Below are 23806 nucleotides of genomic sequence, written 5' to 3' on the forward strand. Positions count from 1 at the left end.
TTTTTAGTTTGTGGTTAGTATGTTGAGCATATCTAACTATTAAGATGCTTTATATCACTATTTCTGCTTTGAGCTTTATGTTTTCACACTGTTGATTCATGACTGAATCTAGTAGAGTGGTGATATCAGACAATGATGAGTTTGCGTAAGGAATAAAGTAAAGGTGAGCAAATCAGCTTCGAAAGTTAGGCCGACCGAAATTACACTGACATTATTAATTGCAGAGGATACGTGAAACGTATGAAGACACGTGACAAAATAGTGTTTGCCGCATTGAATCTTTTTAATGAACATGGCGAACGTAATATCACCACCAATCATATCGCCGCACACATTGATATCAGCCCTGGTAACCTCTATTACCATTTTCGTAATAAGCAGGAAATTGTGCGTGAAATTTTCGCCCTTTATTCCAACGAGTTACTAGAGCGTTTCTCACCAATTCACGGACAGCAAGAAAGTTTGGTCTTGCTTAAACACTACCTAGACTCCATCTTCAAGTTAATGTGGAAGTACCGTTTTTTCTATGCCAATCTTCCTGAAATTTTGCAAAGAGACGAACAATTACATGAAGAATATATTCTGGTTCAAGAAAAGTTGCAGACCAACTTAGTCAATATTATGCGTTCTTTTGTTGACCTTGAGTTGCTTGCCGTGGAAGAACATGAAATGAAACCTTTAGTTACCACTTTACACATGATTGCTTCTAGTTGGCTCGGTTACCGCTCTGCAATGTCGCAAAAAACGCACATTACCGAACAGATAATCCATCAAGGCATGCTGCAGATGATTGCGGTAGTAAAACCCAAAGCGACACCTCAAGGTCTAGAGCAACTACAACTGCTTGAGGATGGTGTTAAAGCGATTCATGCTTAACCATAACCAAATGTAATTGTCATAAACCCAGAAAACCTCTTAAAGTGTCATAATGATCGTTAAGGGGTTTTTATGCATTACGACGTGTTTAATGGTGATGCTGATGGCATCATATCACTACTTCAACTTCGCTTAGCTGCACCTAAAAAGGCTGTCTTGGTCACTGGATTGAAGCGAGATATCAAGCTTTTGGATGCCTTGCATTGCCGTTTGGGAGATACTCTAACCGTATTAGACATATCCATGCGAAGCAATATGGCTGGGCTAAAGCAGATATTAGCTAGTGGCGCATCGGTATTTTACGCAGACCACCATCAAGCAGGAGGCATACCTCAAGATCCTAACCTAGACGCGCATATTGATTTGGATGCCAATGTATGTACGGCTTTGATCATAGATAAGTTACTTAGAGGAAGGTATCATCATTGGGCGATTGTCGCTGCGTATGGTGATAATCTATGTGCCAAGGCTGATGAGCTCGCGATCGCAGCAGGATTAGATAAAGCTGAAAGAGCGCAGCTAAGCGAGCTAGGAAAGTTAATTAATTATAATGGTTATGGCGCTTCTTTAGAGGATTTAAACTTCCTACCCGATGAATTGTATCGAAGGCTACTGGCTTATGAAAATCCTTTTGCGGTGATCGGCGATCCCTTGTCTCCTTATCCCGTGCTGCGCGAGTCGTATCAGCAAGATTTTAACCAAGTGACTTCAATACCGCCTTTGTATCAAAGCCATTGCCTTTTGGTCGTTGAGCTGCCCGATAGCTCGGCTTCAAGGCGTATTAGCGGGGTGTATGGAAACTGGCTATCCAATCAATCTCCTGACTTGGCGCATATTGTCCTTACCCATAATCAAGATGGAAGCTTTAAAGTGTCACTGCGCGCTCCCAGTAATAATAGATGTGGTGCTGGAGACTTGTGTGCGCAGTTTATTTCGGGGGGAGGGCGTGCAGGATCTGGTGGTATTAATACCTTGAGCAAAGTGCAACTACCGACACTTATATCTAAAGTGGAAAAATTTTATGGCCAATAGGGTTTTCATTATCGAGCAAGCCAAGCTCTGGGATCTTGAGCCTTACTGTTGCGCCTGATTTCGAAATAAAGTGAGGCTTTTGACTGACCACCAGTGTCTCCTGCAAGCGCAATGGTTTCCCCTGCAGAGATTTTATCGCCTTCTTTCTTGAGCAAACTTTGGTTAAAGCCATATAAAGTCATATCACCCTTACCATGATCGAGCAGGATCACTAAACCATACCCTCTTAAATAGTCTGAAAATACCACGGTTCCAGAGTAAACAGCTTTTATAGCTTGTCCATAAGCTGCGTTAATCACCATGCCTTTCCAATTAATTTGTCCTGTTTGACGAGAGCCGTAATTATGCAGAACTGTCCCTTTAATTGGCCAAGGAAGACGGCCTTTTTGTTTGGCCAAACCATCCATAGGTATTGGCGTATTGCGTTTAGCTGCTTTAGCTATTTCGGCTTTTAGCCTTGTCTCATTACGTTGAAGCTCTGTCAGATAGACTTTGTCACTAGAAATGTTCTTCTTGATATTACTCAGAGTCCCCTTCCGTTTCGATTGCTCTTTGGTAAGGCGTCTGCGAGTTTGCTCTTGTTCATCGAGTAAACTGGTAATTTGTTGCTGCTCAAGTTTTAGCTGTGTTTCGCTTTTGGTCAGCTCACTGACGGTTTTTTCTATCTGGGCAATGGTTACAGCTCGTTTCTTGGCTAAGTATTGAAAGTATTGACTTATCCTGTCTTCCTCGACACTTTGATTAAGCATGTTAGCTGATGATTTCGCTCTTTGTGTTGCATAATAGGTTTGCAAAAGCTCTGCAAGAACTTCAGTTTGTTGTCGTTTTTGCTTTTCTAATGAAGCGATACGCTTTTCCAGCGCAGAGATACTTTGATTGGTTTTATGCAGCGATGCTTTGGCTTTCTTGATCTCTTTTTCTAAGCGGACAATACTGAGTTCTTGCCTTTTTAGAGATTTATTAAGAGTGTCGAGCTTTTTCTGTTGAGAGCTGAGCGACTGCCTCTGCCTTGAAATTTCATTGCTGACCCCTTTAAGCTCATTGGGTGAGGCAGACCATGTTGGAAAGGCGAGTGAGACCAAAATGAGACATACCAATCCAGCAAGTATAGGTAAGGCTAGTGTTTGTCTTGATTGCCGTATTGCCATGCGAAAGGGGAAATCCTCAGTCCTTGTTTGACAGTCAGTATAACCAAACACGTTCCCACGAAGAAAGAGTAATGTCAAAACTTGTTTATCGGCAGATAAAAACGAGATATTGGTGAGATATAAAGTGCTTCTTCGGGCATTTAAATATTGAATTTTGGTCAAAAAAGAGTGCTAACTCACTCAGCACTGCACGATGGGCAGTATGGCGCAAAGGCCTGCATCCGGCATGAATAATATTTAGGTCAGCAGGCCTTTGTTTTGAGTCTTAAAGGTTATTTGATTAACACTTCACCTGTCATTTCTTGAGGAATAGAAAGGCCAGCAAGTGACAGCATAGTTGGAGCTAGATCAGAGAGTTTACCTCCCTGTTTAAACTCAATCTGTTTGTCGCCAACATAAATCAGTGGTACAGGAAGATTGGTATGCGCAGTGTGGGTCCCGCCTGTCTCTGGATCTACCATCATCTCGGCGTTGCCATGGTCTGCGGTGATGAGCATTTGTCCACCGACTTTTTGTATCGCTTCAACAACTTTACCTAAGCTGCTATCAAGCGCTTCAATAGCTGATTTAGCTGCTTCATATACACCTGTGTGGCCAACCATATCTGCATTTGGGTAATTGCATATGATGGTATCGTAGTTCCCAGAATTAATAGCCGCGACCATTTTCTCTGTCAATTCTGCTGAGCTCATTTCAGGTTGTAAGTCGTAGGTTGCGACCTTAGGAGAAGCGACTAGTTGTCGTTCTTCACCTTCAAATTCTGTTTCAACACCACCGTTGAAGAAAAAAGTAACGTGAGCGTATTTTTCTGTTTCTGATATGCGCAATTGAGTATGACGTTGCTTCGATAGCCACTCACCATAGGTGTTTTCCAAAGATGCTGGTGGGAAGGCGATAGAAAGTGGAATATCCGCTGCGTATTGTGTAAGCATCACAAAGTGGATGTTAGGGAAAACGTTGCGAGTGAAACCTTCAAACTCTGGAACAAAAGCACGGGTAATTTGACGGGCTCGGTCGGCTCTGTAGTTCATAAAGATGACCGCATCTCCCTCTTGCATCAGTGCTTCTTCTTGCTCTGCTGTTTTGATTGATGTTGCTTTAACAAACTCGTCATTCTCGCCACGTTCATACGCAGCTTGTAACCCTGCAACAGCCGAACTGGATTGGAATTCAGCTTTCGCTTGTGTTAATAGATCGTAAGCTACCTCAACACGTTCCCAGTTGTTGTCACGATCCATAGCGTAGTATCGGCCAACGAGAGAAGCGATTCTCCCTTTGCCGAGGCGTTCGAATAGTTCGTCAAAACGCTTAAGTGAGTTTTCTGCACTTCTTGGCGGGGTATCACGGCCATCTAAGAAACAATGTAGGTAAATTTTATTTGCGCCTTGTTTGGCAGCCATTTCTACTGCGGCATAGATGTGATCTTCGTGAGAATGGACACCGCCAGGAGACATGAGTCCCATAATATGAACCGCTTTATCCGCTTTTACCGCTGCATTGATGACTTCAACGAGTGCTGGAGTGTGCTCAAATTCACCATCAGCGATAGATTTTGAGATTCGGGTGAGATCTTGATACACAACTCGTCCAGCGCCAATATTGGTATGGCCCACTTCAGAGTTCCCCATCTGTCCATCAGGTAGGCCGACATCAAGGCCAGACGCTGAAATCAAGGTGTTAGGGTTGTTAGCGAGTAGGCTATCGATTACCGGTGTATGAGCATTCGCAATAGCGTTGCTGGCCGTATCTTCTCGGTGTCCATACCCATCAAGAATTACAAGAGCCAATGGTTTCTTAGCTGACATAGTGATGTCCTCGTCAAATTCAAAGTAACTTAGGAAACAAAATTAGCGTAATTTTACTACACTTTTTAGCCAAAACTGTAGGTAAAGATCAAAGATTATTGGGGAAGTTATGTTGTTATCTTTCACCTATTCTTTTGCTGTGACTTTGGTGAGTTAAGGTTTCCTATCTATAAGGCTATTGTCGCTGAAAAAAAAGAAAGTTAAAGCGGTTATTATCGATTACTCTAATAGAGCTTAACTAATGATACCCATATGATTGAATTTGACTATTAATCAACGTTCTCTGCTTGAGTTTATCATCCTCCCAGTAAGATGACGCCAGTATAAGTGATGAGCAAGCCTAGAATACCCAATATCGCCCCAACTTTTGCCATATCTTTACTTTCGATTAATCCCGTTGAATAAGCGAGTGAATTAGGCGGAGTCGAAACTGGTAGAATCATGCCAAGAGACGCGGAGAAGGCAACTACCACCATAAGCCCTTGTAGACCGCCAATAGAAGTAAGGTTATCCATTGAAGTGCCAATAGCAGCTGCAATTGGCATGAGTAGGTTTGCTGTTGCTGTATTCGACATAAAATTCGCCATTAACCAACAAATGATGGATAAAGTGATCACTAGGCTTATTGGCGCAAGAGACGGGTAATCAACCGCATTGGCAAGCACTTCAGCTAGTCCTGTTTTATCGAGTGCCATACCGATGGCGATGCCTCCGGCCACTAACCAAAGTACATCCCAGTTTATTTGTTGGAGCTCTGTCTTACCTATGATGCCTGTTAATGTAAATATCACCAGAGGAACCATAGCAACCACATACGTATTCATACCGTGAACTTGGGTGGTCATCCAGAGTAAAACAGTGCTGGCGAAGGTTATGTAGACGACAATGGCTTGCCAGCTGCGTTGAAACTGTCCATCGAGTTCTAAAATCAGAAAGTTAACTTGAGACGGAAATAATTTTTGTAATAGAAACCAAGCAGCAATTAGTTGAACAATAACAAAAGGCAGCCCTATCATCATCCAACTGAGGAAATCGATACTGTGTTCTTCAGTTAGGTATTGGAGGGCAATTGCATTTGGAGGTGAGCCAATGGGGGTAGCGATTCCTCCCGTATTTGCTGCGACTGGAATACACAGAATTAACGCCTTGATCCCTACTTGCTCTTTTTGAGCATGGGCAATAATTGGGCCGACGAGAGCGAGCATCATTACTGTGGTTGCAGTATTGGACATAAACATCGAAAAAACGGCAGTAATTAACATTAGACCCAACATTATGAATTTGGGTTGGGCGCCAAAAGGTCGCAGCAGAACACGCGCTAAGTTTTTATCTAAATCGTATTTTGAGGCGGCGATGGCAAGGGTGAATCCGCCCATGAAGAGGATAATAATTGGTGAGGAAAAGGTATTTAAAATATCGCTATATGGGATTAACTCTCCCAAGCTTTGCTCTGGTTTAGTAATACGAAAAAATTGTAATCCTTTGTCTGAAAGCATGATAAGTTCAAGAGCAATAATAAGCACTGAGGTCGCAAATACAGGTACTGGTTCTAGAATCCAAAGAAGCGCTGCTAATAAAAATATACCTAAAAGTCGGTGTTGTACGAGAGTGAGATCCTCGATAGGCATGTGCTCTGTTGGTAAAAGTAAAACAAATAGTGGTAATGCAAAGCAAAATATTAGTTTAGCGGTGAGTATTCGGGCGTGTTTAGGCATGCAGATTTAACCAAGCTAGGTCAACATGTTTCCTAGGATAAAGAATCTTAATGTTAAGGTATTAGACTTGGATAAAAGTTTGCACGTGTGAGCACGCTGTTTGTAGTGACTTTGCCCTAGATCAAAAAACGCCCTGCAAATCAGAGCGTTAATTGTATAGAACTGAGATTACTTATTTGATGTGATTGACGCGTAGGGTGTTCCCATCACGGTAGAGTGGCCGTTGGCCATCGAGTCATCGAACTTAACACTATCTTTTGCGAAGAGATTAATCACAGTCGAGCCTAGTTTAAAGCGTCCCATTTCTTGGCCTTTCTTTAACACAATAGAGCGAGCACCTTCGCTTGGGTAATCCCACTTGTAGACGGTATTGCCGCGAGGAGGAGTGATAGTTCCTGCCCATGTTTGCTCAATACTGCCAACAATGGTAGCACCGACTAAAACTTGAGCCAGAGGACCGAATTCGGTATCAAAAATACACACTACGCGCTCATTACGGGCGAACAAGTTAGGAACATTTTCAGCGGTGAGGGGGTTAACTGAAAATAGGTCACCAGGTACATAAATCATTTGGCGCAGAGTTGCGTCGCATGGCATATGGACTCTGTGATAATCACGCGGCGAAAGATAAATGGTAGCAAAGTTACCATCGGTAAATTCTGTTGCCAGTTTAGCATCTCCACCTAGCAATTCCTGAGTGGTGTAATTGTGTCCTTTGGCTTGAATCAATTTTCCATCGAGGATAGGTCCAAACTGACTTACACAGCCATCAGCAGGATGAGTAAGAATATCTTTTTGAGAACAAATCGGGCGGGCATCTTCCTTTAACTCACGAACAAAAAATTCATTGAAGGTCTTGAAGTGTTTAGGGTCTGAGTACTTCGCCTCATCCATATTGACATTGTATTGTTTGATAAACCAGCGAATAACTGCGGTTGTTAGACCACCAGCTTCGGCCGATGCGAGTTTGCCGACTAAACGCGTCAAAGCGTGTTTAGGGATCCAATACTGTAGTCCAACTTTGATTTTATCCATTGTCATGTATTCCAATGTTAACCGAATGATTACTTGCTTTTGGGCGTGAGATACTACTCAACTTTACTAGTAAAGTCAGCACTCCCAGTCGTTTATTTCGTTTTAGAGGTCTGCTTTTTTGTTCCTTGAATACTGACGATTAGCTTTCACCTCTACCATGCTATCGAGAATTCGATGATAGTTCTCAAATCGTGTTTCACTGATTTCGTTATTATCGACACCTTCTCTCAGTGCGCATCCAGGATCATCTTTATGCTTACAATCTCGAAACTTACATCCACCTAAATAAGGCCTGAACTCAATAAATGCTTTGGTAACTTCTTCTGCTGCTAAATGCCAAAGACCGAACTCTCGAACGCCTGGGGAATCGATCAAATCGCCGCCAGTTGGGATGTGGTACAAACGAGAAGCTGTCGTTGTATGCTGACCTAAACCAGAGTTTTGCGAAATCTCGCCCTCCTCGACATTGAAGTCGGGCATTAATGCATTGACTAAGCTTGATTTACCGACACCTGATTGACCAACGAAAATATTTACTTTATTTTTTAGTTCAGTTTCGAGTTCGGTAATGCCGTCTCCAGTTTGTTTACTTACTAGTAGTACTTTATAGCCAATGCGTTGATATCCTTCTAACCATTGCTGGTATTGAATGCGCTGCTTGGTTTCCAAAAGGTCGATTTTGTTGAGTACCAATAACGGGACTATTTTGAGTGTTTCTGCTGCAACTAAGTAGCGGTCGATGATATTAAGAGACAGCTCTGGAAGCACAGAGGAGACAATTATCATCTGTTCTACATTGGCAGCGACGGGTTTTAAACCATCATAGTAATCCGGACGAGTTAAAACCGAGCTACGTGGTTCCACAGCTTCTACCACACCATTTATGCCTTCCATAGATTCAAGACCTGGCCTCCAGATAACTTTATCCCCCGATACGAGAGTTTCAATGCCGCGTCGTAAATTACAGCGATGCACTTGTCCACTATCAAGATCTTCAATATCGGCGTGTTGACCGAAGCGAGTAATTACCAATCCTTTTTGTGCGGGACACAGCATAGACTCTTCCCACTGAAAGGTCTCTTCTTTGGTCAGTTTGCGTTTTTGATTGTTTCGTACTCGTCGGACTTGACCTTTGGTCAGCTTTTTCTTTTTTGCCACAATTGTCTACTTAACTATATTGAACTAGATGACCCCTAGGTTATCTATCCTGAGGATCAGAATTTGGGTATAGTACCTTTTTTAGCATAAAACCAATAGGCAACGATTTATGTCCTTTAGCGATCAAAATTTAATTTGGATTGATCTAGAAATGACTGGTTTAGACCCTGACACACATAAAGTCATTGAAATTGCTACCATAGTTACTGATAGCGAATTAAACATTCTAGCTCAAGGGCCAGTACTTGCTATCCATCAACCCGAAGAAGAACTTGCCAAAATGGATGAGTGGTGCGTTAGAACACACACAGGTAGTGGGTTAGTGGCGAGAGTCAAAGCGAGTAAAGTCACTGAGCAAGAAGCCAGTGAACAAACTATAAAATTCCTAGAGAAATGGGTTCCTAAAGGCGCTTCCCCTATCTGTGGTAACAGTGTTGGACAAGACAGACGCTTTCTTTACCAACACATGCCACAACTCGAAGAGTATTTTCATTATCGCTATATCGACGTCAGCACCATAAAAGAACTAACACGTCGTTGGGATTCACAAATACTGACCGGCTTTTCTAAATCGGGAAGTCACTTGGCCTTGGATGATATACGTGAGTCAATCGCTGAACTGAAATATTATCGACAAACGGTTTTCAAAATATAACAGACTGTTATTTCACGCTGTTGCAAGTCATTAAACAATCTTTATAGAATTAGATTTACTTAGTTTTGTGTTCTTTTTCATCAAACGGAAAAAAAAACAGTTTTTTTTACTGTAAGGACTTGCATCACAAAAAAATGCTCTTATAATTCGCAGCCCTACACGACGTAAACGTTGTGAATGCGACACTCGCTCAGTTGATAGAGCGCAACCTTGTCAAGGTTGAGGCCACGCCTTTTTATTATGAATAGGGAACCTCGTGTGTCGCTCCAAACTACAGCTGTCATCATGCTTTAATGGTGAAAATACGGACGCGGGGTGGAGCAGCTTGGTAGCTCGTCGGGCTCATAACCCGAAGGTCGTCGGTTCAAATCCGGCCCCCGCAACCAAATTAAGATGTTGTGAATCGCTTACTCTTAGGAGTTTGTAATTCATAAAATCTGCGACACTAGCTCAGTTGGTAGAGCGCAACCTTGCCAAGGTTGAGGTCACGAGTTCGAACCTCGTGTGTCGCTCCAAATTTGTAGTTGTCATCATACTTAATGGTGAAGCAAGCGACACTCGCTCAGTTATTAGAGCGCAACCTTGCCAAGGTTGAGGTCACGCCTTTTTATTATGAATAGGGAACCTCGTGTGTCGCTCCAAACTACAGCTGTCATCATGCTTTAATGGTGAAAATACGGACGCGGGGTGGAGCAGCTTGGTAGCTCGTCGGGCTCATAACCCGAAGGTCGTCGGTTCAAATCCGGCCCCCGCAACCAAATTAAGATGTTGTGAATCGCTTACTCTTAGGAGTTTGTAATTCATAAAATCTGCGACACTAGCTCAGTTGGTAGAGCGCAACCTTGCCAAGGTTGAGGTCACGAGTTCGAACCTCGTGTGTCGCTCCAAATTTGTAGTTGTCATCATACTTAATGGTGAAGCAAGCGACACTCGCTCAGTTATTAGAGCGCAACCTTGCCAAGGTTGAGGTCACGCCTTTTTATTATGAATAGGGAACCTCGTGTGTCGCTCCAAACTACAGCTGTCATCATGCTTTAATGGTGAAAATACGGACGCGGGGTGGAGCAGCTTGGTAGCTCGTCGGGCTCATAACCCGAAGGTCGTCGGTTCAAATCCGGCCCCCGCAACCAAATTAAGATGTTGTGAATCGCTTACTCTTAGGAGTTTGTAATTCATAAAATCTGCGACACTAGCTCAGTTGGTAGAGCGCAACCTTGCCAAGGTTGAGGTCACGAGTTCGAACCTCGTGTGTCGCTCCAAATTTGTAGTTGTCATCATACTTAATGGTGAAGCAAGCGACAGTCGCTCAGTTATTAGAGCGCAACCTTGCCAAGGTTGAGGTCACGCCTTTTTATTATGAATAGGGAACCTCGTGTGTCGCTCCAAATTTGTAGTTGTCATCATACTTAATAGTGAAGCAAGCGACACTCGCTCAGTTATTAGAGCGCAACCTTGCCAAGGTTGAGGTCACGCCTTTTTATTATGAATAGGGAACCTCGTGTGTCGCTCCAAATTTGTAGTTGTCATCATACTTAATGGTGAAGCAAGCGACACTCGCTCAGTTATTAGAGCGCAACCTTGTCAAGGTTGAGGTCACGCCTTTTTATTATGAATAGGGAACCTCGTGTGTCGCTCCAAATTGTAGCTGTCATAATGCTTTAATGGTGAAAATACGGACGCGGGGTGGAGCAGCTTGGTAGCTCGTCGGGCTCATAACCCGAAGGTCGTCGGTTCAAATCCGGCCCCCGCAACCAAATTTCAGGCAAAAATTTTAATAGTAATTTCCTTAGTAGAATGCACTGTTCATTAATAAATGAGCCTGTATTTCTATCAAAATTCTTCTTAGACTCTGAACTCAATGTGGCAGAGTTAGCTGCTCTTTTTCCATGCTGAGAAGCATAAACCCATCAGTGTAATAATTCGTTGAGATTAAAATTAGCGCTTTTCCTATGTGTTAAAGCTCAACAAGATCGGCATATTTTTGTTTTAGTTTAGGCCTTATTTGGACTGGATTTGCTCAAAAGATTAACAGACTTATCCACAGGTTGTTTTTTGTGGATAATCTGGTGAATAACCTGATTATTTACTGATATTTGTAGAGATTTTTGACGATCATTTGTGTTGTGTTTTTTTTCTTTGAGTTCTTAAATCTTTTTTAAATCTATGTATATAAAGGGCTTTGTGGTTTTTTAGGCTGTTTTTGAAGTCTGTTTGCTTGATCAATAATTGCATGTTTCTTGATCTTGGTCATTTGCGGTAAATGTGATTAACTTCTGTATATGAGAGAAAACAATCATTCAAATTTTGCTTTTTCCACATTTCATATCTTTAGACCTAGGTCAAGTTATTACCATTGAAAAAATGAAACATTTACGCGTCTCTTGGTAATCCTTTCTGCACTATTCGTATCAGCCTATCAATCTTAGTCGAAGATATAGGGATTTGTGTGATTTGTTGCTCAATTGCCCAATTAATATGTTCATCCAATATTGTGCTCATCCCGAGCCGTTGTTTGAGGGCATGAATAATATCTGCCGAATACGGAGCATTACCCATAGCAATTGATAAATTCCGTAGCCACTGCATATGACCTATCCTTCTTATTGCTGACCCCTCCATATTTTTTAGGAAGGTTTGCTCGTCCCAATTAAAAAGATTTACTAGATCAGGCGATAACAGAGCTTCTCTGCGATGAAAATCCTCCTCATTAGTCAAGTTAGCAAAACGATTCCATGGGCATACGAGCTGGCAGTCATCACAACCGTATATACGATTACCCATTGGTTTGCGAAATTCCTCTGGAATGACGCCATCATGTTCGATTGTCAGATAAGAAATACAGCGCCTAGCGTCAACGACGCCCTCTGCTACGATAGCTTGGGTAGGGCAGGAGCTGATACAAGAAGAGCATTTACCACAGTCCCCTTTGTGGGGCAGGTCTACTGGTAATGGTAAGTCGACAAGCAGTTCCCCTAAGAAGAACCAAGAGCCACAGTCTTTGTCGAGAAGAAGAGAGTGTTTACCAGTCCAACCTAAACCTGCTTTTTGAGCTAGCGGACGCTCTAGTATCGGAGCTGAGTCGACAAAGGGACGATAGCCGTATTGTCCAACCTCATGCTCTATCTTTTGCCCAAGCTTCTTTAACTGATTTCGCAACAGTTTATGATAGTCTCGCCCAAGTGCGTAACGGCTGATATATGCATGATTTGGTTGTGCTAGATTTGCTGCAAATTGAGCTTCAGGCGGGAGATAATCCATACGAACACTGATCACTCGCAAGGTGCCTGGAACGAGCTCATGAGGGCGAGCTCGCTTCATACCATGGCGAGCCATCCAGTCCATTTCTCCGTGGTATCCTGCATCTAACCAGCTTTGCAAGTTAGATTCATGGTCTTTCAAGTCAACATCACAAATTCCCGCTTTTTGAAAACCAAGCTCTTTTGCCCAGATTTTGATCTTGTTTGCTAGCTCGTGATAGTTCATTCTAATAGCTCTGTGAAACGGGAGGCGGATCTTATCGGATCTTTTTTATTGAATCTAGCAGTCAAAATAGATAATTCATGCCAAAATAACAGGAATTTGTTTTTTACTTACACAATAGACCTTGTCTGACAATTCCAACCCAGTTTACTATTCTTAGTCTTTTATTTTTATACCGTCACCAAGTAGAGATTGACCTTCATGACCACGAAACAGTTTGCCCTCAAAGATGAACATGCCACCATTGCTCTGGGGGCATTAATGGCAAATCTATGTACCAAGCAAACTACCATTTATTTACATGGGGATTTAGGGGCAGGTAAAACCACCTTTAGTCGAGGTTTTGTGTGCGCTCTTGGTCATAAAGGTAATGTGAAAAGCCCGACTTATACCCTAGTTGAGCCCTATGAATTAGGACAATGGCAGGTTTATCATCTTGATCTTTATCGCTTAGCGGATCCTGAAGAATTAGAGTTTATGGGTATTCGTGATTATTTTACCTCAGATGCCATCTGTCTTGTCGAGTGGCCCGAAAAAGGTGAAGGGTTACTTCCATGTGCTGATTTGGATATTGAACTCAGTTACTCCGGTGAGCAGAGAAGGGTAAATGTGATCGCCAACAGTGTTTATGGTTCTCAATTAATTGAACAGTTAGATTTATGACATTGAATAGATTTTCAAAGTTTGCTTACGCTTTTTGGCTTTTGGTCTTGCCTATCTCTGCTTGGGCAAATGCTTTGCAGGGGATACGTGTTTGGCCATCCCCAGATGAAACACGAGTGGTTATTGATCTCGCCTCAGAAGCTGAATATAGCTACTTTTCACTCACGAGTCCGCGAAGGCTGGTGGTTGACCTCAAACAAACGAGCCTAAGCACTCAATTACCCATTAATGTTTCAGATAGTCCTGTTCTAAAGAAAATTCGGCGAAGTTCTCCGCCAGAAAAGGGCACCTACCGATTAGTGCTTGAGTTAAAAAGTCGTGTTGATCCTCAGTTGTTCAAGCTCGCACCGACTCCCGGTGGACAGTATGGACATAGATTGGTCATTGATATGCCTCATACTCGATCATCTTCTGTGCCCAATACTTCCAAATCTAGTGTGCCACGAGTTAGTCGCGACGCCTCACAGTTGTTGGGAACGGCTGATATTATAGTGGCGATTGATGCTGGTCATGGCGGTGAAGATCCAGGCTCAATAGGCCCTTCTCGAAAGTATGAAAAGCACGCGACCCTAGCAATTTCCAAGAAAATTGCGGATCAGATCAACGCTGTACCTGGAATGAAAGCGGTTTTGACTCGACATGGAGACTACTTTGTTAACCTGAATAAGCGTTCTGAAATTGCTCGGACTAATAAAGCACATTTGTTAGTTTCTGTGCATGCTGATGCGTTCAGCTCTCCTCAACCACGTGGTGGTTCTGTATTTGTGCTTAATACTCGTCGTGCTAACTCAGAAATCGCCCGTTGGGTGGAAAACCACGAAGAGCAGTCTCAGTTATTAGGCGGAGCAGGAGAAGTGCTGGCTAAAAATAATAGCGATAAAAATATCAGCCAGACCTTGTTAGATTTGCAGTTCAGCCACTCCCAGAAAGAAGGGTATAAGGTTGCTACCCAAATCTTGCAACAAATGGGAAGAGAAGGCATTAAGTTACACAAAAAGAACCCTGTTAATGCCAGCTTAGCTGTGTTGAAGTCACCAGATATACCTTCTGTGCTCGTCGAAACAGGCTTTATTTCTAATCCGACAGAGGAAAGGTTGCTATTTCAGCGTAGTCACCAAAACAAACTGGCAAGAGCTTTAGCGAAAGCCATTGTGCAGTATTTTGAAGCGAGTCCACCAGAGGGAACCTTATTTGCCAATCGAGATAAGTCTATCAAACACAAAGTGCAGCGAGGTGAATCACTTTCTGTTATCGCTAAAAAATATGGCTCAACCACTCGAGCTATTATGCAAACCAACAAACTTAAAAGCTCGAGCTTGGCAATTGGACAAGTTTTGACTATTCCGGCGGCAAAAGGCTCAGTGCCAGTCCCCAGATTAACTAATCCAATAGAAACGAAAACCATTACTCATAAAGTGGCTAAGGGAGAATATCTCGGTAAGATTGCATCGCGGTATAAAGTTTCTGTTACCGATATTAAACGAGAAAATAACCTTAATTCAGATACGTTGAGATTGGGTCAAAAGCTACGTATTACCGTTAGTATGAAAGATCAGCCTTTAAAGAAGCATAAAGTCAAGCGTGGAGAGTTTCTTGGTAAAATAGCTCGTCAGTATGGTGTTGGTGTCAGTACGCTTCGACAAGCAAATAATTTGCGTTCTGATCAGCTTGCTGTCGGCCAAGTATTGATTATTCCCAACAAGTAGTAACGAGTATGACTATCAAAATCTTGCCTGCTCGTCTGGCAAACCAAATTGCAGCAGGGGAAGTGGTAGAAAGGCCTGCATCTGTCGTCAAAGAGCTAGTGGAAAATAGCTTGGATTCTGGTGCTACCCGGATCGATGTTGATATCGAAAAGGGTGGGGCAAAGCTTATTCGTGTGCGGGATAACGGCAAAGGTATAGCAAAAGAGGAGCTGGGTTTGGCTCTGAGTCGCCATGCCACATCAAAAATTGATTCTCTTGATGATCTCGAGGCAATCATGAGCTTGGGTTTTCGCGGTGAAGCATTGGCTAGTATTAGTTCTGTATCACGTCTCACCTTAACATCCCGCCCAGTCACTCAGGAGCAGGCTTGGTCTGCGTATAGTGAGGGAAGGGATATGCAAGTTAGGCTCCAACCTACAGGTCATCCTATTGGTACAACAGTTGAAGTGTTGGATTTATTCTTCAATACCCCAGCCCGACGCAAATTTCTTCGTACAGAAAAAACAGAATTTACTCATATTGATGAGCTTATCAAGCGTATTGCTTTGAGCCGATTTGAGGTGACGATTAACCTTAAACATAACGGTAAACTTGTTAAGCAATATCGTTCTGCTCAAACAAAAGTACAAGAAGAAAGGCGTATCGCAGCGGTTTGTGGTAGTGCTTTTGTACGCAATATGCTTAATATTGAGCTAGAACATAATGGATTGAAGTTGTACGGCTGGATAACGACTCCAGAAGGTGCCAAGCAGCAAGGTGACCTTCAATACTGTTATGTAAATGGTCGTATGATGCGTGACAAATTAATTAATCACGCAATTCGTCAAAGTTATGAAAATAGTTTGCGTCCCGACCAGTTTGCCACTTATGTATTGTTTATCGATGTGGAGCCTTCTCAAGTCGATGTCAATGTGCATCCAGCCAAACATGAGGTTCGTTTTCACCAGGCACGCCTCGTTCATGACTTTATTTATCAGGCGCTCACTGATGCTTTAGCGCAGAGTGCTTGCATAGATAAGCCAACAATCAATCAATCTGCTTTTCATAAACAAGAATCGGTCACACCAGTGCATCAGGCAAATATGCAACAGAACGATTCTGCCATGGTTTGTGAATCTGTATATGAGGCAGTTGAGAGAGTTCCTGCTTATCCGGGTCGAGTTGATTATGGCAATCAGCCTACATCTAATAATCACGCAGGCCAGATTCAAGAAACTCGCCAAACTAAAGATTGGCTTGGTAGTGACTATGGTAAAAAAGATAAATCACCAGCCAAGGAGCGATATGGTGAGCATTCTCCCAGCAAGCAGCAAGTTGAAGCTTATACTGAACTACTCCAAACGGCTGATGTCAATACCTGTCTAACGGCTGAGTCTGATGCAGAAATATGCCCGATGAGTGATACCTCTCTTAATGCGGCTGGAGAAACGATAGAGGCGCTGGGCAAGGTAATTTGTGTGGTTCATGGTCAATATGTTCTGATGGCAGATAAGCAAGGGGCGAGAGTAGTTTCTCTTACTCAAGCGCAGCGTATACGCATTCTAGGTCAGTTGCGTGTGGGTAATGAAAACCTGAAATCTCAGCCATTACTTGTTCCACTCTCGTTAAGTCTGAGTCCGATTCAGATGCAGGCCGCTGATCATCATAGAAACCTACTAATAAAACTTGGTATTGATATCAAGCCACGCGGTGCTGATTCGCTTATGGTCATGGGTGTGCCTCAACCTCTGCGACAACAAAACTTACAACAACTGCTACCAGATCTGTTATCTTACGCCGCTAAACTGTCAGAGATTGAACAAAACTCATATTTGCCACAGTTGTCTACTTGGTTGACAAATCGAGTTGTATCTCCCAAAAGTGACTACACTTTGTCGGAAGCGATTAATATCGTTGCAGAGATTGAACAACTGTGGCAAAACAAGTTGCCTCTCGATGACCGTAAGTTTGTTTGTCCTGTTGATTTTTCTTCAACCATTGCAGCGATGAAGTTATGACAAAAGAATTACCACTGGCTCTGTTTCTAATGGGGCCGACCGCATCGGGCAAAACGGATTTAGCGATTCGTTTACGTAAGCAGTTTCCTGTTGAGATTATATCGGTTGATTCAGCGCTTATTTATAAGGGTATGGATATCGGCACCGCGAAGCCGAGCAGTGATGAATTGTTGAAGGCTCCGCATCGCCTCATTGATATCTTAGAGCCAACAGAAGCTTATTCTGCTGCAGACTTTCGCCATGATGCACTAAATGAAATGCGTATTATCTCCCAGCAAGGAAAGATCCCGCTTCTTGTTGGAGGGACAATGCTGTACTACAAAGCTCTATTGGAAGGCTTATCACCACTGCCAGCTGCAAATGTCGAAATACGCCAGCAAATAGAACAAGAAGCATTGACGCATGGTTGGGATGTTCTGCATGATCAATTAAAGCAAATTGATCCCGTCGCAGCAGAGCGCATACACCCAAATGATCCTCAAAGATTGTCTCGGGCATTGGAAGTGTATAGAATTTCCGGTAAAACCTTAACTGAACTTACGCAAACAAAAGGCGATAGTCTTCCGTATCGTGTAAGACAGTTTGCGATAGCGCCTAAGGAAAGATCCGAACTTCACCGCCGTATTGAGTTGAGATTTGATCAAATGATGAAGGCCGGATTCGAGCAGGAAGTGAAGGCGTTATATGCTCGACAGGATCTGCATCCCGATCTTCCATCTATACGTTGTGTGGGCTATCGGCAGATGTGGGAATATTTGGATGGGAATAGCACGCTTGTTGAAGCGATCTTCAAAGGTATTTGTGCTACCCGCCAGTTGGCCAAGCGGCAGATTACCTGGTTACGCAGCTGGGATAATTTAACTTGGTTAGATAGCGAAAACATAGAACAAGCATTTGAAACTGTATCAAATACGATAGTATCTGATGGTTTTAGTTGTGTATAATGTGATCGCTTTTGCGTGAATGCACCTTGTAAAAGATCAGTTACTTGAAATTTGGCCTTAAAGCCATCATAACAAGTAACGTCAGGGTGTTTTTTATTCGTTTAGCTCAGATGCAAAGGCGCACCTAGTTTTCGCGCACCACTAGCTAAATAACTAGAACAAAATTACAAAATAAGGAAAATAAAATGGCTAAGGGGCAATCTCTTCAAGACCCATTCTTAAATGCATTACGTCGTGAACGTATTCCAGTATCAATCTACCTAGTAAACGGAATTAAACTACAAGGTCAGATTGAGTCTTTCGACCAGTTTGTGATATTGCTGAAAAACACCGTAAATCAAATGGTTTATAAGCATGCGATTTCGACAGTCGTTCCGGCTCGTCCAGTTAGCCACCATAGTGGTGAACGTCCTCAAGGTGGTGAGCGCCAATCAGAAAAGTCAGAAGATTAGTCCTCTGAACTTAGTTAATTATATTTTAAGGAGTTGATTGCTTGTTTGACCGTTACGAAGCCGGTGAGCGAGCCGTACTTGTTCATATCAACTTCACGCAAGAAGGGGAGTGGGAAGATCTCAGTGAGTTTGAAATGCTGGTATCTTCTGCTGGGGTTTCTAGCTTACAGGTTGTAACTGGGAGTCGTCAGTCACCACACCCCAAATATTATGTCGGTGAGGGCAAAGCTCAAGAAATTGCCCAGATTGTGCGATTGTCGGGAGCAGATATTGTTATTTTTAACCATGCTCTGTCGCCAGCCCAAGAACGAAATCTGGAATCTTTATGTAAGTGTCGAGTGCTTGATCGAACGGGGCTTATCTTAGATATTTTCGCTCAGAGAGCTAGAACCCATGAGGGTAAATTGCAAGTAGAGCTTGCTCAACTCCGTCATATCTCAACTCGTTTAATACGCGGTTGGACCCACCTTGAGAGACAAAAGGGGGGGATTGGTTTACGTGGGCCTGGTGAGACTCAGTTAGAGACAGACCGACGTTTATTGCGTGATCGTATCAAAGCTATTTTGCGCCGTTTGGAAAAAGTCGCGAAACAGAGAGAGCAAGGTCGGCGGGCTCGAAGTCGAGCGCAAATTCCGACAATTTCTCTGGTAGGCTATACCAATGCTGGTAAGTCGACCATGTTTAACCGTATCACTCAGGCTGGTGTATACGCTGCAGATCAGTTGTTTGCCACACTCGACCCTACGTTGAGGAAAATCGACCTTGCTGATGTAGGACCTGCCATTTTAGCGGATACGGTTGGTTTTATTAGGCATTTACCCCATGATTTGGTTGCTGCGTTTAAGGCGACACTGCAAGAAACGCAAGAAGCTGACATTTTGTTACATGTTGTGGATGCCAGTGATGAGCGTTTTCGTGAGAATATTGGCGCTGTTCACGAAGTCCTAGAAGAAATTGATGCTCATGAAGTGCCAGCTCTTCTAGTCATGAATAAAATTGATAACCTTGAATCCCAGTCTCCTCGCATTGAACGAGACGAAGATGGTGTGCCGCGAGCCGTGTGGGTTTCGGCTATGGAAGGTGTGGGTATTGAACTATTGTTTGACGCTTTGACTGAAAGGTTAGCCAGTCAGATGGTTCAATATCATTTGCGCATCCCACCTCAACATCAAGGTCGGATACGCAGTACATTCTTTCAAATGAAGTGTATTCAACAAGAAGACTATGATCAGGACGGCAATTTGTTGATCGATGTTAGGATGCAACAGGTTGACTGGTCTAGACTCGAAAAAAGAGAAGGGGCAGTTTTTCGTGACTTTATAGTTACTTAAATGACTGCTACAGTATAACGTCATATCAAATGATGGAGCTTTCTAATGGCGTGGAATGAGCCTGGTAATAATAACGGCAACAATGGCCGCGATAATGACCCTTGGGGCAACAATAATCGTGGTAACAAAGGTGGCCGTGATCAAGGACCGCCAGACTTAGACGAAGTCTTTAATAAACTGAGTCAGAAACTGGGTGGAAAGTTTGGTGGTGGAAAAGGTGGCAATGGGGCCTCTATCGGTGGCGGAGGCGGAGCACTTGGTTTTGGTGTTATCGCTATTATCGCTATCGCTATTTGGGTCTTTGCTGGTTTCTATACCATTGGTGAAGCAGAGCGTGGTGTTGTGTTACGCCTAGGAAAATACGACCGTGTGGTTGATCCAGGCCTCAACTGGCGCCCTCGTTTTATCGACGAAGTGACCCCAGTCAATGTTCAAGCAATACGTTCTTTGCGTTCTTCAGGTCTGATGCTGACCAAAGATGAGAACGTTGTGACGGTGGCTATGGATATTCAATATCGAGTGGCTGATCCATACAAATACCTATTTCGTGTGACAAACGCTGATGATAGCTTACGTCAAGCGACTGACTCAGCACTACGTGCTGTAATAGGTGATTCACTGATGGACAGTATTCTAACTAGTGGACGACTATCAATCAGGCAGAATACGCAAGTCACTTTAGAAAATATTGTTGACAGTTACGATATGGGTATTGAAGTGGTTGCGGTGAACTTTGAAGATGCGCGTCCACCTGAAGAAGTTAAAGATGCATTTGATGATGCGACCGCGTCTCGTGAGGATGCTCAGCGATTTAAGCGTGAAGCTGAAGCCTATCAGAATGACATTATCCCTAAAGCAAAAGGTCGCGCCGAGCGTCTACTTAAAGAAGCGCAAGGTTATAGCGAGCGAGTGGTTAATGGTGCATTGGGTCAAGTTGCTCAGTTTGAGAAACTATTGCCAGAATACCAAGCCTCTCCTGATGTCACGCGTAACCGCCTCTATCTAGACACAATGGAAAAGGTCTACGCCAATACATCGAAAGTTCTTATCGATTCTGAATCGAGTGGCAACCTTTTGTATCTGCCAATCGATAAGCTCAGAGAAGGTCAAACTAAGGCGAAAAGTCGTTCGATAAAAGAAACGTCAACCTATGACCAAATTGAATTGGAGCCGCAATTGAACAGTCAGAATACTGATTCGTCATCTCGTTCTACGTCACGTCAGGGGAGATATTAATCATGCGTAAATTAATGATCCCAGTATTAGTTGTTGGCTTAGTGCTGATGCTTATGTCGTTATTTGTGATTCCTGAAGGCGAACGCGGTATCGTGATTCGTTTCGGACGTGTACTGAAAGACAATAATGAAATTGCGCGTATTTACGAGCCCGGTCTTCACTTTAAGATGCCTTTGTTCGACAAAGTAAAAACGCTAGATGCGAAAATCCAAACTATGGATGGCCGCTCAGATCGTTTTGTTACTTCTGAGAAAAAAGACGTACTGATAGACTCATATGTTAAGTGGCGTATTGAAGATTTTGGACAGTACTATCTTGCAACTGGTGGCGGTAATGCTGGCACAGCGCAAACACTACTAGGCCGTAAAGTGACTGATGTACTTCGTTCTGAAATTGGTGCTCGTGAAATCAAGCAAATTGTTTCAGGTCCAAGAAATAACGATATTCTGCCAGATAGCGCAGATAGCGAAGAAGTGACCACTGAAGCGGCGAAAGAAGCGCTTGAAGTCGACGGTGAGCGCGACATCATTATGAAGAATGTGCTTAATGGAACACGTAAAGATGCGATGGAAGACTTGGGTATCCACATAGTGGATTTCCGGATGAAGAAAATAAACCTTCCGGATAGTATCAACCAGTCGATTTATAATCGTATGCGTGCTGAGCGTGAGTCAGTGGCTCGTCAATTCCGTTCTCAAGGACGTGAGCAAGCAGAGGTTATTCGCGCTCAAGCAGAACTGGAAGTAGCCACCATACTGGCAGAAGCAGATAAAACGGCTCGAGTCACTCGAGGTGGAGCGGATGCTCAGGCAGCGAAAATCTATGCTGAGGCATATAATAAAGACCCAGAGTTCTTTAGCTTTGTGCGATCTTTACGTGCTTATGAAGAATCTTTCAGTGACAAGAGTGATATCCTAGTCTTGGATCCAAACAGTGAGTTCTTCCAGTATATGAATAAAGCGTCTGGTATTGCTGCCAAGTAATACTAGGATAAATTTTTAAAGGCTCCTTAGCGGGAGCCTTTCTTTTTTGAGAGAAAACTATGTCTAGTTCTTTGTGGTTGGCAATCGGATTAGTATTGATTGTTGAAGGCTTAGGGCCTTTGGTTGCTCCTAACGGTTGGCGTAATATGGTCCGTCAACTCAGTGAGCAACAAGATAACCAGTTGCGTAGGATCGGAGGGTGTTTAGTGGTTGCAGGTATAGTGATCGCTTACGTGTTTCACTAACAACTAGTAATGGGGAGGTGGCGTTTCTTGCGCAGGATCAGCTAGGTTTGATGAATCTATATTCTTGACCTTTCCGACTACGTACTTCATCTGATCTTGCATTTTTGAGATCAACAATTGCTGTTGGCTCAATGCTTCATTGAGTGACTCGACAGTTTGTTCCTGAAAAGCAAGCTGACATTCGAGATCGTTGATGCGATTTTCTAATTCTTGTATGTGTTTTTCTGTCATGACTAAAAGTCTACCTTCCAAGCCTGAGCGATCCCAGCTGATGAGCCTGACACCACTCTATTCTTATCATCAAAGGCTGCATCATACACTACCGCACGCGGAGGGCGAGTATCTTTTAGTGGCTCTGCCTCAAATCCATCAACTCTTTTTCCTGACTGAGTACTCCAAACCATTATCCGACTTGAAGGAGTGCCTGTCACAAGGTATTGACCATCATCTGAAAAACGAGCGGTAGAGAAAATGAGTTGACGAGAAAAGCTACGAAGTTTGGACACTTGCTTACCCGTTTTTAAATCCCAAATGATGGCTTGGTTTCCCCCATCCGAGGTAAAAGCAAATAGGCCATCTCTTTGTAATGTGACTCGATTGATCCGCTGTTCGTGTTTAAAGCTTCTGATAATCTGGCCGTTGCGCGTGTCCCATAAATAAGCGGTATAGTCATTACCGCCAGATAGCGCGTATCGTCCATTCGGTGATAAAGCGACCGAATTAACTTTTTCATTATGCGCAAGGAACTCTAACCGTCTTCCGGTGACTAAGTTGACGTAGATGGCTTTGCCGTTGGATAGACCAAGTAATACTTGTTCGCCATTACTGGCAATGTCGATATCGCGAATTAAACCGTCGGAGATGGACCATAATCCCTGTGCTTGTGTCCAGGCAAGATCCCACACCGCAAAGTTTATTTGTGTTGCTGTAACTGCGAATCGTCCGTTATCTGAGATACGTATTCGCGAAACAGTACTTGCCTGAGGATCTTGTTCTCCTAATGAGGCAAGCTCTTTATTTTGGTTCAGATCCCACAAGACCAGTTGATGCTCTTTAGAGTACAATAATGCGAATCGTGCATCTCGACTCAAAGCAAAGCTTGTGGTGCCGAGAGGCTCAATGACCCATCGTTGATCATCTTGAGTGGAGAAAAAGCAACCATTTAACGTAGAGATGACAAACGCAAGTAACAGAGTGTGAAAAATAATTCGCATTAACTACAAAGATCCGCTTCAGTTAACGTTTAATTTAAACGCATATTGGTTATAGTGGTACAACATACTTGCATGCACCAGTCAAAATTGCAGATTTGTGCACAAAGACAAATGGTTAGCCATTAATTGGA

20 protein-coding genes and 9 tRNA genes are annotated in these 23806 nt (G+C 43.2%); 21 read left to right on the top strand and 8 right to left on the bottom strand.

What is annotated here, in order from left to right:
* Positions 1 to 240: 240 nt before the first annotated feature.
* Both FIV01_RS01340 and FIV01_RS01345 read left to right on the top strand, forming a co-directional pair.
* Positions 241 to 876: a TetR/AcrR family transcriptional regulator gene (locus FIV01_RS01340; protein WP_152429404.1), complete on the top strand. Its 636-nt coding sequence runs from the start codon at positions 241 to 243 to the stop codon at positions 874 to 876.
* 72 nt (positions 877 to 948) lie between these two features.
* Positions 949 to 1908: a DHH family phosphoesterase gene (locus tag FIV01_RS01345; RefSeq protein ID WP_152429405.1), complete on the top strand. Its 960-nt coding sequence runs from the start codon at positions 949 to 951 to the stop codon at positions 1906 to 1908.
* A gap of 8 nt (positions 1909 to 1916) precedes the next feature.
* Here the strand turns inward: FIV01_RS01345 and FIV01_RS01350 are convergent, their stop codons facing one another.
* The 5 genes from FIV01_RS01350 to rsgA form a co-directional block, all read right to left on the bottom strand.
* Positions 1917 to 3056 carry a murein hydrolase activator EnvC family protein gene (locus FIV01_RS01350; RefSeq protein ID WP_152429406.1) on the bottom strand — a complete coding sequence of 380 codons (1140 nt, stop codon included), beginning with the start codon at positions 3054 to 3056 and terminating at the stop codon, positions 1917 to 1919.
* A gap of 272 nt (positions 3057 to 3328) precedes the next feature.
* A complete protein-coding gene (gpmM, locus tag FIV01_RS01355) occupies positions 3329 to 4861 on the bottom strand; it encodes a 2,3-bisphosphoglycerate-independent phosphoglycerate mutase (protein WP_152429407.1) in 1533 nt (510 codons plus the stop codon).
* Between the two features lie 296 nt (positions 4862 to 5157).
* Positions 5158 to 6576: an SLC13 family permease gene (locus FIV01_RS01360; RefSeq protein ID WP_152429408.1), complete on the bottom strand. Its 1419-nt coding sequence runs from the start codon at positions 6574 to 6576 to the stop codon at positions 5158 to 5160.
* Between the two features lie 168 nt (positions 6577 to 6744).
* Positions 6745 to 7611, bottom strand: a complete 867-nt coding sequence (gene asd, locus FIV01_RS01365; protein ID WP_152429409.1) for an archaetidylserine decarboxylase — start codon at positions 7609 to 7611, stop codon at positions 6745 to 6747.
* 102 nt (positions 7612 to 7713) lie between these two features.
* The gene (rsgA, locus tag FIV01_RS01370; RefSeq protein ID WP_152429410.1) at positions 7714 to 8769 is read right to left on the bottom strand and encodes a small ribosomal subunit biogenesis GTPase RsgA; all 1056 of its coding nucleotides are present in this window, start codon (positions 8767 to 8769) and stop codon (positions 7714 to 7716) included.
* Positions 8770 to 8878: 109 nt separating this feature from the next.
* Between rsgA and orn the strand changes: the two genes are divergently transcribed.
* From orn to FIV01_RS01420, 10 genes are all read left to right on the top strand, one after another.
* Positions 8879 to 9424, top strand: a complete 546-nt coding sequence (gene orn, locus FIV01_RS01375) for an oligoribonuclease (protein WP_152429411.1) — start codon at positions 8879 to 8881, stop codon at positions 9422 to 9424.
* Between the two features lie 179 nt (positions 9425 to 9603).
* Positions 9604 to 9693 (top strand) — tRNA-Asp (locus FIV01_RS01380).
* A 40-nt stretch (positions 9694 to 9733) separates the two neighbouring features.
* A tRNA-Met gene (locus FIV01_RS01385) sits at positions 9734 to 9810 on the top strand.
* Positions 9811 to 9863: 53 nt separating this feature from the next.
* Positions 9864 to 9939: transfer RNA gene (locus FIV01_RS01390), tRNA-Gly, on the top strand.
* A 166-nt stretch (positions 9940 to 10105) separates the two neighbouring features.
* Positions 10106 to 10182: transfer RNA gene (locus tag FIV01_RS01395), tRNA-Met, on the top strand.
* A gap of 53 nt (positions 10183 to 10235) precedes the next feature.
* Positions 10236 to 10311 (top strand) — tRNA-Gly (locus tag FIV01_RS01400).
* 166 nt (positions 10312 to 10477) lie between these two features.
* Positions 10478 to 10554, top strand: a tRNA-Met gene (locus FIV01_RS01405).
* A 53-nt stretch (positions 10555 to 10607) separates the two neighbouring features.
* Positions 10608 to 10683 (top strand) — tRNA-Gly (locus tag FIV01_RS01410).
* A gap of 36 nt (positions 10684 to 10719) precedes the next feature.
* Positions 10720 to 10809, top strand: a tRNA-Gly gene (locus tag FIV01_RS01415).
* 292 nt (positions 10810 to 11101) lie between these two features.
* Positions 11102 to 11178: transfer RNA gene (locus FIV01_RS01420), tRNA-Met, on the top strand.
* Positions 11179 to 11794: 616 nt separating this feature from the next.
* Here the strand turns inward: FIV01_RS01420 and queG are convergent.
* Complete coding sequence (queG, locus tag FIV01_RS01425; RefSeq protein WP_152429412.1) at positions 11795 to 12907, bottom strand: tRNA epoxyqueuosine(34) reductase QueG; 1113 nt, start codon at positions 12905 to 12907, stop codon at positions 11795 to 11797.
* Positions 12908 to 13105: 198 nt separating this feature from the next.
* Here queG and tsaE point away from each other — a divergent pair, with 198 nt between their 5' ends.
* From tsaE to FIV01_RS01470, 9 genes are all read left to right on the top strand, one after another.
* A complete protein-coding gene (tsaE, locus tag FIV01_RS01430; RefSeq protein WP_152429413.1) occupies positions 13106 to 13567 on the top strand; it encodes a tRNA (adenosine(37)-N6)-threonylcarbamoyltransferase complex ATPase subunit type 1 TsaE in 462 nt (153 codons plus the stop codon).
* Complete coding sequence (locus FIV01_RS01435) at positions 13564 to 15273, top strand: LysM peptidoglycan-binding domain-containing protein (RefSeq protein WP_152429414.1); 1710 nt, start codon at positions 13564 to 13566, stop codon at positions 15271 to 15273. The genes tsaE and FIV01_RS01435 overlap by 4 nt, the downstream gene beginning before the upstream one ends.
* Positions 15274 to 15281: 8 nt before the next feature.
* Positions 15282 to 17270, top strand: a complete 1989-nt coding sequence (mutL, locus tag FIV01_RS01440; RefSeq protein ID WP_152429415.1) for a DNA mismatch repair endonuclease MutL — start codon at positions 15282 to 15284, stop codon at positions 17268 to 17270.
* Entirely contained in the window at positions 17267 to 18214 is a 948-nt protein-coding gene (gene miaA, locus FIV01_RS01445; protein WP_152429416.1) for a tRNA (adenosine(37)-N6)-dimethylallyltransferase MiaA, read from the top strand. Before mutL ends, miaA begins: the two co-directional genes overlap by 4 nt.
* 185 nt (positions 18215 to 18399) lie before the next feature.
* Positions 18400 to 18666 (top strand): RNA chaperone Hfq, encoded by a 267-nt coding sequence (gene hfq, locus FIV01_RS01450; RefSeq protein ID WP_114787991.1) that lies wholly within the window; start codon positions 18400 to 18402, stop codon positions 18664 to 18666.
* Between the two features lie 41 nt (positions 18667 to 18707).
* Positions 18708 to 19997 (top strand): ribosome rescue GTPase HflX, encoded by a 1290-nt coding sequence (gene hflX, locus FIV01_RS01455; RefSeq protein WP_152429417.1) that lies wholly within the window; start codon positions 18708 to 18710, stop codon positions 19995 to 19997.
* A 45-nt stretch (positions 19998 to 20042) separates the two neighbouring features.
* A complete protein-coding gene (gene hflK, locus FIV01_RS01460) occupies positions 20043 to 21233 on the top strand; it encodes an FtsH protease activity modulator HflK (RefSeq protein ID WP_114787993.1) in 1191 nt (396 codons plus the stop codon).
* 2 nt (positions 21234 to 21235) lie between these two features.
* Positions 21236 to 22216 (top strand): protease modulator HflC, encoded by a 981-nt coding sequence (gene hflC / locus FIV01_RS01465; protein WP_152429418.1) that lies wholly within the window; start codon positions 21236 to 21238, stop codon positions 22214 to 22216.
* A 59-nt stretch (positions 22217 to 22275) separates the two neighbouring features.
* A complete protein-coding gene (locus tag FIV01_RS01470; protein WP_152429419.1) occupies positions 22276 to 22461 on the top strand; it encodes a DUF2065 domain-containing protein in 186 nt (61 codons plus the stop codon).
* Between the two features lie 3 nt (positions 22462 to 22464).
* On the opposite strand, the gene FIV01_RS01475 is transcribed toward FIV01_RS01470, so the two are convergent.
* Both FIV01_RS01475 and FIV01_RS01480 read right to left on the bottom strand, forming a co-directional pair.
* A complete protein-coding gene (locus tag FIV01_RS01475) occupies positions 22465 to 22692 on the bottom strand; it encodes a SlyX family protein (RefSeq protein WP_152429420.1) in 228 nt (75 codons plus the stop codon).
* Between the two features lie 2 nt (positions 22693 to 22694).
* Positions 22695 to 23675, bottom strand: a complete 981-nt coding sequence (locus FIV01_RS01480; RefSeq protein WP_152429421.1) for a WD40 repeat domain-containing protein — start codon at positions 23673 to 23675, stop codon at positions 22695 to 22697.
* Positions 23676 to 23806: the final 131 nt, after the last annotated feature.

The sequence above is a fragment of the Vibrio aquimaris genome, assembly GCF_009363415.1.
Taxonomy (GTDB): domain Bacteria; phylum Pseudomonadota; class Gammaproteobacteria; order Enterobacterales; family Vibrionaceae; genus Vibrio; species Vibrio aquimaris.